This window comes from Planococcus sp. APC 3906, assembly GCF_030407685.1.
GTDB classification, from domain to species: Bacteria; Bacillota; Bacilli; order Bacillales_A; family Planococcaceae; genus Planococcus; species Planococcus koreensis.
Genome location: NZ_JASDCW010000010.1, coordinates 1 through 17,438, shown reverse-complemented (window position 1 = coordinate 17,438; position 17,438 = coordinate 1). Strand labels below are relative to the sequence as shown.

Annotated in this window: 14 protein-coding genes, 1 pseudogene and 1 riboswitch; of the genes and pseudogenes, 1 reads left to right on the top strand and 14 read right to left on the bottom strand. The window is 42.6% G+C overall.

Annotated elements, in window-relative coordinates; all coding sequences use genetic code 11:
• Positions 1-89: 89 nt before the first annotated feature.
• The 14 genes from QMA09_RS07685 to QMA09_RS07620 form a co-directional block, all read right to left on the bottom strand.
• Complete coding sequence (locus tag QMA09_RS07685) at positions 90-341, bottom strand: hypothetical protein (RefSeq protein ID WP_290212661.1); 252 nt, start codon at positions 339-341, stop codon at positions 90-92.
• A 41-nt stretch (positions 342-382) separates the two neighbouring features.
• On the bottom strand, positions 383-1,204 hold the full coding sequence (locus tag QMA09_RS07680; RefSeq protein WP_290212660.1) for a PGN_0703 family putative restriction endonuclease: 822 nt from the start codon (positions 1,202-1,204) through the stop codon (positions 383-385).
• Between the two features lie 241 nt (positions 1,205-1,445).
• Positions 1,446-1,745, bottom strand: a complete 300-nt coding sequence (locus tag QMA09_RS07675; protein ID WP_290212659.1) for a hypothetical protein — start codon at positions 1,743-1,745, stop codon at positions 1,446-1,448.
• Positions 1,746-2,155: 410 nt separating this feature from the next.
• Positions 2,156-2,473 (bottom strand): hypothetical protein, encoded by a 318-nt coding sequence (locus tag QMA09_RS07670; RefSeq protein WP_290212658.1) that lies wholly within the window; start codon positions 2,471-2,473, stop codon positions 2,156-2,158.
• A 530-nt stretch (positions 2,474-3,003) separates the two neighbouring features.
• Positions 3,004-3,126 carry a hypothetical protein gene (locus QMA09_RS07665; protein ID WP_290212657.1) on the bottom strand — a complete coding sequence of 41 codons (123 nt, stop codon included), beginning with the start codon at positions 3,124-3,126 and terminating at the stop codon, positions 3,004-3,006.
• A gap of 138 nt (positions 3,127-3,264) precedes the next feature.
• Positions 3,265-3,561, bottom strand: a complete 297-nt coding sequence (locus QMA09_RS07660; protein ID WP_290212656.1) for a putative quinol monooxygenase — start codon at positions 3,559-3,561, stop codon at positions 3,265-3,267.
• Positions 3,562-3,597: 36 nt separating this feature from the next.
• Entirely contained in the window at positions 3,598-4,026 is a 429-nt protein-coding gene (locus QMA09_RS07655; protein WP_290212655.1) for a MarR family winged helix-turn-helix transcriptional regulator, read from the bottom strand.
• A gap of 88 nt (positions 4,027-4,114) precedes the next feature.
• The gene (locus QMA09_RS07650) at positions 4,115-4,759 is read right to left on the bottom strand and encodes a nitroreductase family protein (protein ID WP_290212654.1); all 645 of its coding nucleotides are present in this window, start codon (positions 4,757-4,759) and stop codon (positions 4,115-4,117) included.
• A gap of 396 nt (positions 4,760-5,155) precedes the next feature.
• Positions 5,156-6,739 (bottom strand): S-layer homology domain-containing protein, encoded by a 1,584-nt coding sequence (locus tag QMA09_RS07645; RefSeq protein ID WP_290212653.1) that lies wholly within the window; start codon positions 6,737-6,739, stop codon positions 5,156-5,158.
• Positions 6,740-7,035: 296 nt separating this feature from the next.
• A complete protein-coding gene (locus tag QMA09_RS07640) occupies positions 7,036-8,397 on the bottom strand; it encodes a DUF5667 domain-containing protein (RefSeq protein WP_290212652.1) in 1,362 nt (453 codons plus the stop codon).
• 79 nt (positions 8,398-8,476) lie between these two features.
• Positions 8,477-8,560: riboswitch (cyclic di-GMP riboswitch) on the bottom strand.
• 332 nt (positions 8,561-8,892) lie between these two features.
• Positions 8,893-10,182: a threonine ammonia-lyase IlvA gene (gene ilvA / locus QMA09_RS07635; protein WP_290212651.1), complete on the bottom strand. Its 1,290-nt coding sequence runs from the start codon at positions 10,180-10,182 to the stop codon at positions 8,893-8,895.
• Positions 10,183-10,548: 366 nt separating this feature from the next.
• Positions 10,549-14,916: a coiled-coil domain-containing protein gene (locus QMA09_RS07630; protein WP_290212650.1), complete on the bottom strand. Its 4,368-nt coding sequence runs from the start codon at positions 14,914-14,916 to the stop codon at positions 10,549-10,551.
• The gene (locus QMA09_RS07625; RefSeq protein ID WP_290212649.1) at positions 14,900-15,673 is read right to left on the bottom strand and encodes a DUF6063 family protein; all 774 of its coding nucleotides are present in this window, start codon (positions 15,671-15,673) and stop codon (positions 14,900-14,902) included. The genes QMA09_RS07630 and QMA09_RS07625 overlap by 17 nt, the downstream gene beginning before the upstream one ends.
• Positions 15,663-17,117: a hypothetical protein gene (locus QMA09_RS07620; RefSeq protein WP_290212648.1), complete on the bottom strand. Its 1,455-nt coding sequence runs from the start codon at positions 17,115-17,117 to the stop codon at positions 15,663-15,665. Before QMA09_RS07620 ends, QMA09_RS07625 begins: the two co-directional genes overlap by 11 nt.
• Before the next feature lie 151 nt (positions 17,118-17,268).
• On the opposite strand from QMA09_RS07620, the pseudogene QMA09_RS07615 reads away from it, so the two are divergent.
• Positions 17,269-17,438 (top strand): annotated as a pseudogene (locus QMA09_RS07615) (HTH domain-containing protein); the annotation flags it as partial.

The window sequence follows — 17,438 nt, the reverse complement described above, 5'->3', positions numbered from 1 at the left end:
CAAACTCTCCCGGTGGTGAATAGAAATGGACCAATTCATCATTGATCATCCATCCGACACCTTTTGTTTACAGCGCATCTTTAACGTGCTCAGATAGCTTTATCCCATAGGCATTTAGGCAAGACTTCCCTCCATGCTCTTTTGCAAATTCTTCTCTTGTCTTGAATCCAACCAGCAACGCCAGCATATCCAACTTCATCACCAATCGTATGGCAAACGCTATCTTCATAAGGTTTGTTCGGTTCAACGCAATTCGTGTCTTTTGGATTCGCATAAAATCCGCTTACGCCTTTCTTTATCCCGGGCAGCACCATATACCGCACCGCTATTCTTTTGCCCATATCTCCGCCTCCCTTGAATTGAGTTTAAATAGAATTAGCTTTTAAACCGGAAAATATTTTTCTTCAAATTCCCGGTAATGTTCCTTCAGCTTGGCTGGTGTGTCCGGATCCATATTTAATTGACCTTTCACTCGCTTCAGCAGCGACTCCCAGGTAACCATCTGGATATTCTTGTGCAGCGCCGGGTCCACAATGGTGTTCATCACATTTTGATATTGCTTGTGGAGCTTCAGATTGTCCTCGGGACAGACAAACACCAATAACCGTTCGTCTCCCGCATCCACATAAGCAATGTTGCGCAGCAATTGATAATTCTTCTTCAATGCTTGATAGCCATCTACTCCTGTACGGATCTTGCCTGCGAGCATTCTCTGGTAAACATTCTTGTATTGTTTATCAAATGTTTCTCCGGAAGTCGCTCCGCCAAATCCCTTTTCCGTGTATTTAATTTCAAATACTATTTCTCTGCCGGATTTCAGTTTCATATAAAAATCGAAGTTCGTTCTTTCCCCTTCCCCCATCATGCGCTCGAATGCACACTCTTCGACGGGCTCTTCCGGCAACCCTAAGGCCTTCAGCAATAAAGGCAATCGATGCTCTACGTCCTGAGGATAAAAAAAATTAAGCCCCATGGCTTGTGACGAATTCAAGTGATGGAAAAATTGATGAAGTTTGACTTTGTTTTTCGCATAGATTGCCATCTCATTCCGGTAATTGGCCAAGAAATTCAACTCCCGTTTATCCACTGGAAGAATATAATGGTATTTCTTCTTGCCATTCCGCCAAAACTCAGGCTCTGTTATGGCCAATTTACTTACTTTATATTCCGCTAAATGGTTTTTCACAAGCTGATCATACGTCAAAAAATCGCCTCCTCAGTGTTTGTACCGCTTTGTAAAATTTCTCTTTAAATATCAGCAATCTAATCAAATTCTATCATGGAGAATATAAAATTAACAGATAATTCAGATATATAATAAATTAGCATTTTTTTCTGTATCTAAAAAACAGCCATCTTTGAAATAAACCCTTTCCAAAGATGGCTGCTATTTTAAGGTCATTGCAAAGAATCGGTAACCCAATAATTCCATATGGATCAGAACCTTATAGGCCCTCCTCGGCATCCTCAGCATCTTCCCAAATGCGCTCCCAAAAGAAATCGAAATTTCCTTTGCGTTTCGCATCTACCCGATTGAATACTTCAATCAAATCCGGCAAGGTTCGATCCACTTTCTTTTTATTTCCTGCTAATCTATCCATGTATAACAGTAGGTTTTTCATTGACATGATTTCCCCCGTCCAATAATCCTCGTTTCCCATCAATTCACGGTCATGCTTAGCCATTTGGATCTGCTTCATCGCATAGAGCGCTATATCCGCGATGACGGTATCGCTTTTATTCATCCTTCTCGCCCCTCCCTATTCGTCCATTTAAACTTGTAAACATGTATTCGCCGAAATCATGCTGTTTCCCTGTATTGTTTCAGAAAACACGTTTGAGAATCAGTCATGCCAATAAATAAAACTATTGCTGCCACGATTCGAAACCACTTCGGCATCATAGAACCCGTCAGAGGAATAAATGCCTCGCATAGGAAAGCTGCGAAAACACAAAGACCGCCTTCGAAATCCCATGATTTCAAAAACGGTCTTTTAGGTATTCATTTCAAATGATTGAAAAGCTGCGCGATATTAAGACTCATAACTCTCTCTCGCTGCTTTTCTCTTTTTCTTCGCTCTTTTCTCTTTTTGGTCTTTCAAATAATACTGATCCGATGTGAAAAACTCGGTCGTCAATGCTTTCACTTTATTGCTTAACAATAAGATGGCAAGTACGTTCGGAATGAGTATGACCGCAGCATAATATCGAGGAAGCCCCAAATCACTTCTGCTGCGCCGACCGCTCCGAAAATGATGGCGAATATGTAAACCACTTGCATGCCGTAGGAAGCTTTCGTGCCGAATTCACCGAAATAGGATTCAAATGCCAAGCTCGTCAATGCAGAAGAATTTTCCATTGCGCCTTCCCCTGTCCAGACACCCGATGACAATACCACACCGAATTTAACCGGCACTAGCTGCGAAGCTTCTCCCCGCAATTCAAGTTCAAGAGCAAAAATGGAAAAGCCCAACGCAGCTGCCGGCTGCGTTGGGCTCCTTCTCAAGCACTTTCGCATTTCGCCAGGGCGAAATGCATCCATCTGTTTCGGTTGGTTTAGAAGATTCGCCCGTTAACATGAACTAAATCACCGTTAACATGACTTAGCCAGGCGTTAACATGACATGCGAGAGATTCAACATGATCTAACCAGCTCTTAACATGAACTGTTCCGAATTTAACCGGCACTAGCTGCGAAGCTTCTCCCCGCAATTCAAGTTCAAGAGCGGAAATGGAAAAGCCCAACGCAGCTGCCGGCTGCGTTGGGCTCCTTCTCAAACACTTGCGCATTTCGCCAAGGCGAAATGCATCCATCTGTTGGTTTGGTTTAGCAGATTCGCCCGTTAACATGAAGTGTAGAACTTTCAACATGAGCTAACCAGTTCTTAACATGATCTATTTCGAGTTTAACCGGCACTAGCAGCGTAGCGCCCTTCCACGATCCTAGTTCAAGAGCGGAAATGGAAAAGCCCAACGCAGCTGCCGGCTGCGTTGGGCTCCTTCTCAAGTACTTTCGCATTTCGCCATCGTCATGCATCTATTATACCAATGCATGACGATGGCAGGCGTATAATTGTTGCCAAAATCGTTGACTTGGCCACCCAGCGACAAGTGTGTTGTATGCACTAAGCAGCCCCTTCGCAGGAAAACATAAAGACCGCCTTCGAAATCCCTTGATTTCATTGAAGGCGGTCTTTTTGGTATTCAATTCGAATGTATAAAACTATAGTGCCTTACACAAGCATGATTGTCTAAATCTGGTGGTTAATTTTGCACACGTTCTCCGGCATAGACGGTAACATCCATCGGCGCTGCCATGAAGGCTTGTGCTTGTCCTACAAATGCAGTGAAATGTGCGCTTGTGTTATGTGCTTCAATTGACGCGGCGTCTTGCCACGTTTCCACCATTGTATAATGGTGGTCTTGGTCAGTCGATTTTTTCAAGTCGTAGGAAAGGTTCCCCGCTTCCGCTCGTGATGCTTGGATCAACGGCTTGCTGGCTTCAAGGAATGCCTGTTCTTGGTCGGGTTTTACTTGCAAATCTGCGTGAATAATTAACAATGGAATCATCCTTTTTCAATGTATTTGTTAAACTGATTAATAGTCAATGATATTATGCTGCATGCGGCCCAACATGCCGGCCAGGGCTTCCACTTCTTCTGGCGTGAAATCCTGGAGCATCTGCTGCACAAAGCCGGCATTTTCTTTTCGGTAGCCGATGATTTTTTCGCGCCCTTCTGCGGTCAGGCTGACAAAAATGACGCGGTTATCGTCCGGATTTCGGCGTCTCGCCACCATGCCGTCCGCTTCCAGCTGCTTGAGGTGCCGGGTAATCGCGGCCCCGTCGATATTGACTGCTTTTTGCAGCGTCGACTGGTTGATTTCGTCTGTTTGATAAAGCTGGTGCAGCAATTCATAGCGCGATGCGCTAATGCCGGTACAGCGTTCAAATTTTGGGCTGATTTGGTTGTTAAGGCCTTTAAACAAGTGCAGGACTTGCTCTTGTTTTGAAAATGAACATTGCATAAATTGACCTCCTTCATCATTTTGAGATCAATTGATAGCCAGTTCACTACGCATTGTCCTCATAAAACAGTATCATCCAGTATTCAAGTTATTTCCAGTCTGTGATCGTGTCGACCGGCAAACGGTACGACGGGAAACCTTCGTTGGCGGCTTTGCCGATTGTGATCAGCATGACCGGCACATAACGTGCTTTGTCCAAGCCGAATGCTTCTGCGATCTGCTCTTTGTCGTAACCGCCAATCGGGTTCGTATCGTAGCCATGAGCCCGCGCGACCAACATCAATTGCATCGACACCAAGCCCGCATCCAGCATGACGATGTCTTTCATCGCTTCGTCGGATGCATTTTCATAGATTGGTTTGAACATCCCCAACTGCATGTCTTTGACTTCTTCTGGCATATAGCCCAGTTCCACTGCTTTGCCATAGATTTCTTCTGCATACTCAATGTTTTGGCGGTCCCCGAAAACAGCGATGACTGCCGAAGAACTCATTACCTTATCCAAATTAAATGAAGCCAGTGGCGCCAGTGTCTGTTTTCCTTGTTCGCTGTCGATGACGACAAAACGCCAAGGCTGCATATTAATCGATGACGGCGCCGTCGTTGCTTGCGCGATGATTTCGCTCATCTCTTCCCGGCTGATTTTCACCGTCGGATCGTATTGTTTGATCGAACGGCGGTTGTTGACGATTTCATTGAAATCATTTATTTTCGTTTTTGCATATGTTTGCATGAATTCTTGCTCCTTTTTCCAACTTTTATTGTGTGACGCATCAATACTTGATACCTCAACCATTGACTCCTCATACAATATAAAACGGATGCGAAAATTTTGCAAGCGAAGAGATTCGGACACGAGTTGAATTTTTTTCTGACTGATAAAATCAGCTGACTAAAAAACTCTCTTCGTATTGAAAATGACGTTGAGGAACAACAATGGATTTCCCGTTATTTCAGCCGACAGGCCTTCTCATTCCGTAAACCGCTATCGATTTCAAGCCCTGCCCCTGTGTCCGGCCCACTTATGAATCGTCAGACACAAAGACCGCCTGCGATGAAATCACAGGATTTCATGGCAGGCGGTCTTATAGACATTCATTTTAAATGTAAGACATGCAATCGGATCTTGTTACGGCTGGAAAGTTATTTTTTCGATAGCGAGCACCGCTTTGCGGTCTTTGCCAGTTTTCACCGTAGACAGCATGACCAATTCATTTCTTGTGGAATCGGTGAAGATGAATTTCACTTCGCCGTATGCGGCCATGTGGTACTGGTTCTTCATGTCCGCCGCTGAGTTGACTCGGATCAACCGTTTGTTTTTGGCGAAGTAAATTTCATTGCGCGCTGCGCTTTCAGCAAAAGAAGTGAAGCCGTAGCCATCCGCTTCGTAGTCTTCAAGCATGTCCGTTCCGTCCGTCATGCCGTTCACGGAAAAGGTTTCGCCGGTATTGGTTAAGGCGTATCGCCCGTTTAGCGTCACTTCCAAATGGGTGCCGGGATGATACGCGCTCATCTGTACAGGAGAATATTCTCCTGCTTTCAGCTGCCCCTGATCCGTGAGGTAACTTCGTAATCCCGGATTTTCCAAGGTGGTCAACGCGTAAATTTTCGTTGCTGACGGGTTCAGGCGGATCAGCGACTGCTCACGAAGACCAGACGCTGTCGACAGAAGTTCGCCTGTTGCAGACGAGTAGCTCTGGAGATACGTCCATTGGCCGGAACCGCTGGAGACATACAGGATGCCGTTTGCATCTACTTCAATATCAAAGGGATCCACTTTGACCGGTATAGACTTCAGCAATTGCAGTGTTTTTGCGTCGTAAACCGCAATGTCACCGCTTTGCTGGTCTTGCTGCCGGTACGATGAATGCGGATGGTGGAGTTGGGGGATATAGATTTTCCCATCTTTTAACGCCATCCGTTCAGCAGGCAGCGGAAGTTTCACTGCCCGTTGTTCATTGGTGACATGATTCAATGCCACAAGTGAATTTGTATTCGCTTCGATGAAGTAAATCACTGGTTCTGCCGAATCTTTCACTGCATCCAGCGGTTCCAGGTTCCCCAGCTCCTGCATAGCCGCCCCTTTCACAGCAAGAGTCGGCGGTTTAAACGCCGGATTCAAAATCCGAGCCATGAACACAGCGAAATGGGCTCTGCTGATTGGCAGGTTCGGTTTGAATGTGCCATCCGGGTAACCGACCGTAATATTGACAGCTGCCAGCGAACGGACGTAAGGCGCTGCCCAGAAGCTCGCCGCGACATCCTTGAATTGGCTCGTATTGACACTGCCCAGCGAATACGCCTGCACCAGCACTTTGGCCATTTCGGCCCGTGTCATTTTGCCGGTTGGATCAAAGATGTCCCAGTCCTTGCCGGTAACAATGTTCAGCTCATAAGCCCGCAATACATCCCTGTGCCCGTCCTGCCCCGGCTTGACGTCGCTGAACTGATAGGGATTTTTCGGCTCCCAATTTTCGGGTATGCCGATTTCGCGCATAATCATTTGGACCGCTTGAATTCTTGTAATCGACTGGTCCGGACGGAATGTTGCGTCGGGATAGCCGTTGATGATTCCAATTGTTGTTAAATGGTTAATCTCTTCTTTAAATACCGTTACATCATTGAAGCTTGCTGCGTAAACAGGGCCGCTCCATGCGAATTGCCCGATTGCCAGCAGCAACATCAACGTGATTGAAAACTTGATTGCACGCACTTGGTACTTCCTCTCTATCTATCGAATAAACTAAAGTATAGTTCCAATTACTAAAAGCGGAATGTGCTATTAGCCTTATATTGATTACATTATTTAAAATAAATTTTTCTATCATAAAAGAATTACAGGCTCCTCTTTTTGCGTTATCGCTGTGAGCGGATCAGTTCCGTATTATTTGATGGCCGCAGGAAACAAAAAGACCGCCTTCGAAATCCTTTGATTTCAATGAAGGCGGTCTTTTTAGGTATTCAATTTAAGTGATTGAGTTCACTTGTGTCTTACACAGGGGCGCAATTTTAATCCTTTGGATTTTTCCCGTTCCCGTCTTCATCTTGCTTTTTTGGCTGCTCTGGTTTCGGCTCAGCTTTCTTCTCCGGCTTAGCTGCTTTCGGCTCTGCTTTCTTCACGGGCTGAACAGCTTTCGGTTCTGCTTTCTTCTCTGCCTGAACGGCTTTCGGTTCTGCTTTCTTCTCTGCCTGAACGGCTTTCGGTTCTGCTTTCTTCTCTGCCTGAACGGCTTTCGGCTCTGCTTTCTTCACAGACTGAACGGCTTTTTGCTCTGCTTTCTTCACAGACTGAGCGGCTTTTTGCTCTGCTTTCTTCACAGACTGAACGGCTTTCTGCTCTGCTTTCTTTTCTGGCTGAGCTGCTTTCGGCTGAGCCTGCTTTGTTTCATCTTTGGTCACAATTGCTTGTACTGGTGTTTCAGTGGATTCAAGTTCCTCCGTATCTGCACCATTTACCGATAGATTTTCAACTGCTTCAGGGTCTACTGCCTCCGACTCGCCCGAATCAGCCGTTTCTTCATCAGTTTCTTCTGCAATTACATCTTCTGTTTCTGTTTCTGCTTCTGTTTCTGCTTCTGTTTCTGTCTCTGTTTCTGTCTCTGTTTCTGTCTCTGTTTCTATTTCTGTCTCTGTTTCTCCAAGCTTCGCCAATTTCTTGTTAATTTTTCTTTCCAGTCTTTCCTGGGCTTTCACGACATTTTTTGCCAGTGATTCTTTAGCCTGCGGATTCTCCACCTTCTCCAGTGCGGCTTGCAAAGCAAGAAGGTTTGAACTGAATTTCGCTTCCAATGCAGCACGGTCCTCGTCAATCGGCGCCTCTTCCGATTCGGTTTCTTCAGTGGCTTCCTCTTCTTCTGCTACCTCTGGATCCACAGGCTCATTAGCGGATTCGTCCTCGGCGTTTTCTTCATCAGCAGCTGATTCTTCCGGTTCTGCCAATTCATACGCCTTTAATGCTTCCTCTTGCTGGGCAATCGCTCGTTCCAGGGTTTCAACGGCAAGCTCTACTTCGCCTTGGGCAAATAAAGCCTCTGCCTCTTTAATCCGTTCTTCCACAAACGAAGCATAGAGTTCAGCTTCTTTCACATCTTCGAACGTCAAAGCAAGCTGGACATTCTCTTGGAGTTTTTTAACAAAATAAAACCAGTCCCCAGGAAGTTGAGCAGGCTCTTCTGTTTCAATTTCCTCAGCCGTTGGTTCCTCTGCACTTTCTTCCGGTGTTTCAGCCGGTTCAGCCTCCACCGTTTCTGTAGCCTCAAGTTCTTCATGCTCGTCTGCCAAAACCACTGTCGAGCTAAATGCAAATGCAGTTACAACAGACACCATTCCCACCGCGAAATAACGCTGGATTTTCTTTTTATACGTAACCAAAATAAAACCTCCCCTATCAAATTTATATGTGAATCAGAAGAATTTAGAAATCAACCAGGAACGTTTTCATACACATTTCTTCTTCAGTCCAGCCACCATAGCCTAAGACTTTAAGTCTGCGACTTTGCGGCACTTTCTTAAAACCATTTTGCCTTTATTGAAAGGAAGAACAGTGTTTCAGGGGCCGTCACTTCCGGCATTTCCCAAAAAAATTCATTTATAGATTTCATTCTACTTCAATAAAATGAAAGTAAAAAGGGTATTATGATATAATTTTTTACCTTTTATTACATTTTATTAATTAGAATTTAGGTAATATGTATACTTACTGAAGATATTCTTTTCTAGCAGTCCTAAAAGCGTCTTTGTGCACGAAATGATTTTGGCTATTTCCCATAAAACGCAAAAAGAACCCGCCCCATTTCTGGTTTCAGCGGATTCCTCATGCAGTTTCCCGTATAACTTGTATTGTGTTCGTCACAGGGCTCTTTTTTATCAGATCAGCAAGTTAAATAACATCGGGTCGTTATTGATCTCCTTATAGGGAAATCCGTTTTCATCCATCCTTTTCACAAGCGGTCCGTAGTCTTCCCGGCTCTTCAGTTCAATGCCCACGATGACGGGACCTGCCTCGCGGTTGGTCCGTTTTGTGTATTGGAAATGTGTGATGTCGTCCTGCTCCCCCAAAACCTGGTCCATGAACTTACGCAATGCGCCGGCACGCTGGGGAAAGGTGACGATGAAGTAATGCTTCAGCCCTTCATAAATAAGCGATTTTTCTTTGATCTCCTGCATCCGCTCAATGTCATTGTTGCCGCCACTGATGACGCATACCACATTTTTCCCTTTGATTTCTTCCTTATAGAAATCCAGCGCAGCCACCGACAACGCACCCGCCGGTTCCGCCACAATCGCATTTTCGTTATACAGCTGCAGAATGGTCGTGCAGACTTTGCCTTCGGGTACAAGTGCGATATCATCCAAAACGCCGCTGCAAATCGCCACTGGCAATTCGCCGACCTGTTTGACAGCTGCGCCGTCGACAAACGTATCAATCGAATCGAGGCGGGTCACTTTGCCATTGTCCAGCGATGCCTTCATACTGGCAGCTCCCGCCGGCTCAACGCCAATCAGTTTCGTCGACGGGCTGATCCCTTTTAAATAGGTTCCGATGCCTGACGCCAATCCGCCGCCACCGATGGCACAAAAAGTATAGTCAACAGGCTCCTGCATGTCGTTCAGGATTTCCACTGCGACGGTGCCTTGGCCCGCTATCACCTGTCTATTGTCAAACGGATGGACAAACACACCTTCTTCGGCTGTACAGTACTCCATCGCTGCTGTATAGGCATCGTCAAATGTGTCTCCTGTCAGGACGACGGAGACTTGATCGCCGCCGAAGCGTTTGACTTGTGATACTTTTTGGCTGGGGGTTGTCAGCGGCATGAAAATCTTCCCTTCGATTCCCAGCGCAAAGCAGGAATACGCAACGCCTTGAGCATGGTTGCCAGCGCTGGCACAAACAATTCCTTTGTTGCGTTCTTCCAAGGTCAGGCTGCGGATGAAATTATAAGCGCCACGCAGCTTGAATGAGCGCACCACCTGCAAATCTTCCCGTTTTAAATACACGTTACAGCCGTACCTGGCAGAAAGAATTTCATTTCGCTGCAGCGGCGTCTTGATCACGACGTCTTTGAGCGCCTGGTTCGCCACCATAATCTCTTCAACCGATACTTTCGACAACGTTGCTTTCCTTTCCAACTCTTCGATGTTGCTTCTAGCCATAGGTGTCACCTTCTTGTTTTTAGTATTTCCTTACTCTAACATAATGTGCAGCCCAACTGGAAACAAATTTTTGCAATATTGTCACTGTTTTTAGAACGGCTAGAAGCGCCCATGGCAAGATACACATGTTTTTGAGCAACTGCTTGTTCCACCGACACTAGAAGAACTCAAGCAGGAGCAATGCTCTCTTCCAGCAGTTCCCATTTCGCCCCTGTGTACGGCACAATTATGACTACTTGCTCTTCACTATAAACATGCAAAAGGAACCCGCCCATTTAGTGGTTTCAGCAGATTCCTTATGCAGTATTCCTGTATATAGGGAATTGCGTCCGACACAGGGAACGTCCCCATTTTTACCGACTGATTTCAATTCGACTTTGTCATTTGTTGCTTCGAATAAAAGATACTTTCAATTTCCCCAGTTTCTTTTGTTTCGCTTTCTGAGTACAGGAATAATTTCCCACGCTGCTCGATATACCGATTGCTGATGACGGTATCAAATTCCATCTGAATACGTTTGTCTTCTATTCCCGTCAAACAGAACAATTGTGTCTTGGTCTTTTTCGCCAGTTCAATCATGGGTTTTACGACATGATCTGCACTCGCTTCACCGAAGGGATTGTCGGCAATCAGGAATTTCCAAGAATTTTCTTGGGCAAACCGTTTCTTTCTTATGAATGTGTTCAGTGTAATAAACATCGCCATGCGGGATGCATGTTTTTCCCCATTGCTCCATTGAGCTATTTCATCCCATCGGAAATACTCTTTTTTGCCAGAAACTTGTGCGTTTCTTGGTTTAAGGGCTTTTAACACACATTTGTTTATATCGGCGTAGCAGTTGAGAATGGCAACATCAGTGACCCTTTCCTGGAACATATGATCCAACATATCCTGCGTAGCGCCATTTTCTTGCTGTTCCACTAACTCCTCCAAGATTTCATCAACAAACATCCGCAAGTTATGCTGACTTTCGAGTATGCCGTGTTTTGGCCAGTATAGAGTGAAAAGTGGAATACTTATCCCCTTTTCTTCTATTTGTGAATACCTTGGCAGCTCTATCATATTTTTATAAAGCAGCTCGCTCCGATCATACATCATCTCAATGATTTCATTTCTTCCTTCTTCCGACTGTTTCCGCTGCATTTCCAGACTTTCTTTGAACTTTTCGATTGCAGCCAAAACTGAATGGAAATTAAGTATCATTGCCTCATAATCACCTTTTGCAGATTCCAATACATTAGAAAAATCTTTGCTCATACTGAGCAAGTTCATGTTACCTGTTTCAACTATCTCCTGGTGCATTGCATTTATCTTCTCTTTGACCGCGGCTTCCTGCCGCCGTAGCTGTTCCCGTCTATCAGTAAAATCTTCTTGAACTTGATGAACTTTTTTAATGGGCTGCTCTTTCGACCATTGATCTTCTGCTAAAAATTTATTTTCCTCATTTAAAGACAAGAAAAATTCCTTATATCTGTTAAGTTCAGTTAACGCATGGAGATATTGTTCTGCCAAGGTTTTGGATTTTGATAGTTCCGCATCTATACCGGAAACCTTCTTATTCAATGAACTCAGTTCAGAATCAATAGATCCTTTTTCAAACAAATGATTTGTTGAATATTCAAAGGGAAAAATCTCATAGTTCTCTTCAATACGTTCTTTTTCCCTATTGTATAGCGCTTGTGTTGTTATAAAGTTTTTTTCTAAATCGCTATAAACTTTTTCAATGCCGTTGTATTGATGTCGGGCTTCTTCCAACTGTTGACTATACTGCTCTAACAGATATTGCTGAAATATTATATTACCCTTCTCGAAAAACTCCAGCGAAAAATTACGTCCGATTATCCCTTTTTTGGCTTTCTCTTTCAGTTCACTCCGATTCTTCAGATTACCCCTTAATAAATTAACTTGAGTGGTTTCAAAAGAAGAATTCGCTTGAAGTTCTTTTAAGAAAGATTTGTCACTTTCGTATTGTTCTCCGCTGATTTCCTGCTCGTCAACGTTTATCGTCAACCCATATTCCCGGACATCACGGTCCAGGTCTTTCAATTCCCCTATTATAGTGACTTTCACTGAATTTTCTTTTTCCAGCTTTTCCACTAATTGATTTCCTGTTCGTCCATGCATCTCTACGGCATCACCTAAGTCGGATAACTTTTCACCGAGTAGCGAAGAAGCTTCCCGTTTCAAAGAAATATCCGAATATCGCTTAATAAAAGCTGCCACTTGGTTTTTAAGAATTTTCGCCTTAGAAATTTCAGCATGCACTTCATCGGATTGGCGTTGTATTTCTTCCCCTTTTACAACAAATTCTTGAAGCGTTTTTTTCAATCCGCTAATTTTCCCCCGGACCAAGTATTCTTTCTCTTTGACTTCTTCGATCTGATTCGATAGTTTTTGTCTTTCATTTGGAGAGTAGCTCTTGTAAAAAGCATTTAAATTCAATTCCAATTCAATGGTTTTTTGTTCTTTAGATTTCAGTTCCTGCTGCTTTTCTTGGAGCTCTCTAATTTTTTCTTCCAACTCATTCGCCCAATTATTCCACTCAACACCAGTGAAACGCACTTTGAACTTTTGAAACAAATGGGTGTTATTCGTAATCTCTGTGAATTTCCCCTGTACATCCCCTTCTTCCAAACCTTGTTTCATCAAGAAAAATACCGGTACCGTCAATTCTTCTTTAAATGCTTCCAGCAAAGCAGAGGTTTTTTTCAGTCTGTCCTTTTCAATCAAGAGTGAAAATGGCAACAAAGGATTTTTCATGAAGATCTCTAGTTTCTTTTCTTCAGGAAATGTCGACTTCAAAAGCCACTCAGTCCCTGAAATGACATGGATATCTCTTGCATCCAAATAACGTTTTACAGACTCTATTTCAGGATGAAGATGATACCCTTTTTGATCAATTTGTTTATAGTATTGGTTATATTGTTCTAACATCACCGCTTCCTGGAGAATCTCCTGGTTTAAAGCTTCTTTTTTGCGGCGAAGAGCAGATTGGATTTCTTCTTGTTGGTCAAAAAGCTCAGTCCGAACGGCTAGTGGTAAAATTGCAGCAATGTCATTCTTTAACTCATGATCTTCCTCACTAAATTCTTCAAAGTGCTGTTCAGTTTCTTCCAGCTCTCTTTTTAGATTTTCTTCATTTTTAATTTCTTGCTGAATTTCTCCCTGCACTTGTTTGCTTTGAAGATTAAATTCTTCAAGGGCATCTTTGTTTTTCTGCATAATTGCTTGCAAATTAAGGATATGACTAGTAACTGCTTCTTCTGATTCCTGAATAGTCTCATGCTTAAAATCACCTAATGCATCACTAATCTCAGTGATCTCCTGATCGTGTTGAGTAATGGAATTTTCTAATTTCCCCATTTCTACTTTGACATCTGTCATGAGGTTTTGAGTTTCCCTCAATGCATGCTCATTATTATCTTTTTCATGAGTCAACCCAGCAATATTTTGGTTACTGGCATTCTCTTGTTCAGTTAACTTTGAAAGTAAAAAGCGATTTCCTGACGAAACCCAGCCGAGTGAAATTTTAAGTTCTTGCATTTTTTCATCCGCATCAAGTTCTGCCGTTTTAATCTGCGCTTCTAAACGGTTCACTTCCCCACTATAACGCTTATAATCTTCGTAACTTTCAGCAGCTGATTGCTCATTGACTTTCTGCTCCAGTGATTTCACTAAATCAGTAACATGCTTCTTTTTAATCTCTGCTTCTTTAAAACGAGCCGATGCTTCCATTTCTTCTATCTTATATAAATGCACTTTATAAGAATCAATTTTCCACTGTAATTCTTCTTTTAATATTTCTATGTCCTGTAATTGCTTTTCCAATTCATTTAAAAGATCCGCATTGTTCTCTTTTTCATATTGAAGCGAATAAAATAACCTGGTCATTTGGATGCGGTCATTTTCCAATGCTGTTTTTAGTTCGCTGTAACGCTTTGTCGTATCGATAATCACATCCGCATTATTTGTCACTGCTTCAAAATCAATTAAATCCCTCTCTAATGCAGGAAGTTCCAAGAGACGGTCCTTATAGGTTTTAAAGGCTTGAACAATCGCATTCCGCTCTTCATCCGTTGTAAACAAGTTATCCAGAAATGCAGGCAGCAACAACTTTTCGATCAAAGTTTGAATTTTATCGGCTTTGTCAAAAAATGCGGTTACACCCGCTTCTGCTCCATTCACTTTTGAAATGTTCTGCCATTCTGAAGCCAATATTCCATATTGTTCGAGGGCTTCCTGATATGTATAATTTTGTGCAAACACCTGCGTGTTTTCATCTTGTTTCAAAAATGATTGTAATTCTGAATATGGTGTAATTTTCCCAGCGCGAATGAACGGTATTTTTTCAAGAGACAGGGAATCCTCGGTGTCACGTTCTAAGATGTAATTAAAATAATCATAGGTTGAAGTGGATTTCTCTTTTTTTATTCCATGATGGAAGAAACAGAATCCGGTAACAAACATCGGTTGGCTTTCACTGTCGGGTATCCATTCAACTGCTACATTTATTGTGCTGCCTTTTTCCACTATGCTTTTAAACACTCTTCCCTGAATCGCATGATTGGGTAATATCACCTGGTGAAGAAGTTGAATGATGCTTGTTTTTCCACCGCCATTTTTAAGCAAAAAAATCGTACTCAAACCGTTCTGTTCCCATATTTTATCTCCAATGACCTTTGTCCCGCCATCCAATTTTATATTGGATACCCGGATTCTATTGACTCTTGGCATTCAAGTCACCCCCTGCTATAGTTTCGGCGAAATTTTCCGTTTGGCGCAGCAATTCTTTGATACGGTGAATCCGCTCCTCATGATGATAATAATAAGCTGTGATATTTTTCATTTTTTCAGTGAGGACAATTTCTTCATTGTTATGGATATAAATCAGTTTTTCGTTTTCCCAGAACCTAAGTGCTTTCAGCAGGAAACCGTAATCCCGCTTCACGGCCCGTCGCACATCTGTTATGCCTTCCGTCATTGCCATCAGCCCGTCCCATACTTCAATAAGCCCTTCCAGATCCATTTCATAACGGGCTGCCAGGTCAGTTAATTTTTCATCATTAAATTGTTTAAAACCTGTTATGTATGCTTCAACCGTATGAAGAATTTCTTCCACTTTGACGAAATTCCGTGGTTCATTCGTGAACTGAAACTGCTCTCCGTAAAATTCACTTAAAACATTGATCCAAATAAACTGAGCCAGGTATAATTCTTTATTTGAACTCAACTTCATGACAGTCCTTAATTCCTCATTTGAGTATGTAAGGAGTTCATTTTCCAGTTCCGGGACAAGATAAATCGTTTCATCCAGGTGAAAGATTTTTACTTGGGCATCCCTTTGGATTACATTCTGAATTACTTCCCGAACTTTTGGCGAAAAAAAGGATCGATAAATTTCAGGATGCTTTCTTTTCGTAATCTCTTTGTGCTGAATCAACGTCTGGTAGAGAATGAATGCTTCCCTGAATGTTCCTTCTTCATAATTCATGTTCAAGTTTCATCCTTTCTATAACGTAATCAGTCATAACAACACCGTTAACGAATGTTAGTACGCGGTCTGTAGCAAAAATTTCAAAACTGCTTATTTCCTTCAACCCCGGATGTTTTTTCCCTAGAGCCACCATCATTCTTATTTCATCTGATTCAAATGGCAATTCTTCCAGAGGGATTGGACCGAACGATTTATATTCACTTCTATGCAATTTAATACTTATGTTCAATAAATGATGAAGTTGATTCGCCTCTAGGCAACTATTTTCCGGCTCTTTCCCGTTTGCCTCATTGACAATATCCGATAGGAAATAACGGTTCCTATTTTGCAAAGGCTCCAATATAAATTCCAGGGCTTTCATTTCTTTGTTGTAAACCGCTTCTTTTTGCTGCTCCAACTCTTCTCGATGAATTTCCAGCTTCAAGTTATCCACTGCATCTTCCATCTGCTCGTTTTCGTAGTGCTGCTTTTTCGTATATTGGCGGTCAAAAGCTGCAAATGGATTGTAAAATTTATTCACCTTCTGTGGCATAACCGGCCTTAAAACCGCTTCAACTTTCAACTGATCGATTCGTCGTTCCACCCAGGACTCGAGAATTTCCTGTTTAAAATTAAAGTTTTTGGAAAATGCATTACCGATCAGCAATTGCAGGGAACTGGTTAATGTCTTCAACAAATTAAATTTTTGCACAAATAATAACTCATGTTTCGCGATGCAAAGTGTTAACACTTTTTCAATCCGCAATACCTGCCCATATGCCTCCCTTTCCTTTCTGCTCAATTGGCCGGCAATATAATTGGTCTTTACTTCTTCAATGGTGATTCTTAAATCACTCAACTGCCTTTTATCTTCTTTTGTCTGTTTATAAGACTCTTCGTACTTCTTTTCCAGCTCATCCCGCTTGAACATCGTTAAGGCATTTGTACGGATGTCATTCTCATATTTCTCGATAGCCTGAATTTCCGATTGGATTTGCAATTTCAGTTCTTCGGCGGCCGACAACGCCTGAAGAAACATCCCTTTACTGAGCTGCTGCTTGAAATAAAGCATGGTAATACTGATCTGCATTTCCGCAAACAATTCCTTTGTCTTAAAAAGCAATTCAATTCCTTCCTGTGTCAGCTTAAGATATAGATTCTTCTCCTTTAAGTCCTTGTACGAAAAACTATCATATGTAATCAGATCGAAAGCATAAATTTTCTCTTCCCCAGTAGCTAAATCAGTGTAACGGCTCAAAAACTTCTCTCCGCCATTCCGCAGTTTGCCATCAACTAGATATGTTCTTAATTCATTGATTTCAGTGGAATTCACTGATAATCCATATCGCTCTTTCAATAATTGCTGCAGAAAGATGTTGATCTGTTCAGGTGATATTTTCCCTTCACCAGACAGCATCTTTTCGAGCATCATCAGCAATACAGCGACTCCCAGTTCCATCATGTTCAAATGACTGTATTTGGGATCTTTACTTTGAGCTAGTTGGAAAATCGGCTGGAAGAGTAGAAATGATAGCTTAACTATGTACTAAAATGATTGTCTAAGCATGTACAGTTTTGATGTGCATCGGCATACTAATCTAGAGGTGATTAGTATGTACATACAGCTAGCGATTGAAACGGAATTTGAAGTGAAGAAATTGAGTGACTTACCGAAATTAAAAACCCTAATGGAGAATCTGAAAATGAAAATAAACAAAAGTGAACTGGCGAGAAAGCTTGATGTGGACCGCCGAACAATCGATAAATACCTAAACGGCTTCAC

What these genes read in the sequence shown, in the direction of transcription:
- QMA09_RS07685 (WP_290212661.1), bottom strand. Translation starts at nt 341, where the DNA reads ATGGGCAAAAGAATAGCGGTGCGGTATATGGTGCTGCCCGGGATAAAG.
- QMA09_RS07675 (WP_290212659.1), bottom strand. Translation starts at nt 1,745, where the DNA reads ATGAATAAAAGCGATACCGTCATCGCGGATATAGCGCTCTATGCGATG.
- QMA09_RS07655 (WP_290212655.1), bottom strand. Translation starts at nt 4,026, where the DNA reads ATGCAATGTTCATTTTCAAAACAAGAGCAAGTCCTGCACTTGTTTAAA.
- QMA09_RS07650 (WP_290212654.1), bottom strand. Translation starts at nt 4,759, where the DNA reads ATGCAAACATATGCAAAAACGAAAATAAATGATTTCAATGAAATCGTC.
- ilvA (WP_290212651.1), bottom strand. Translation starts at nt 10,182, where the DNA reads ATGGCTAGAAGCAACATCGAAGAGTTGGAAAGGAAAGCAACGTTGTCG.
- QMA09_RS07630 (WP_290212650.1), bottom strand. Translation starts at nt 14,916, where the DNA reads ATGCCAAGAGTCAATAGAATCCGGGTATCCAATATAAAATTGGATGGC.
- QMA09_RS07625 (WP_290212649.1), bottom strand. Translation starts at nt 15,673, where the DNA reads ATGAATTATGAAGAAGGAACATTCAGGGAAGCATTCATTCTCTACCAG.
- QMA09_RS07620 (WP_290212648.1), bottom strand. Translation starts at nt 17,117, where the DNA reads ATGATGGAACTGGGAGTCGCTGTATTGCTGATGATGCTCGAAAAGATG.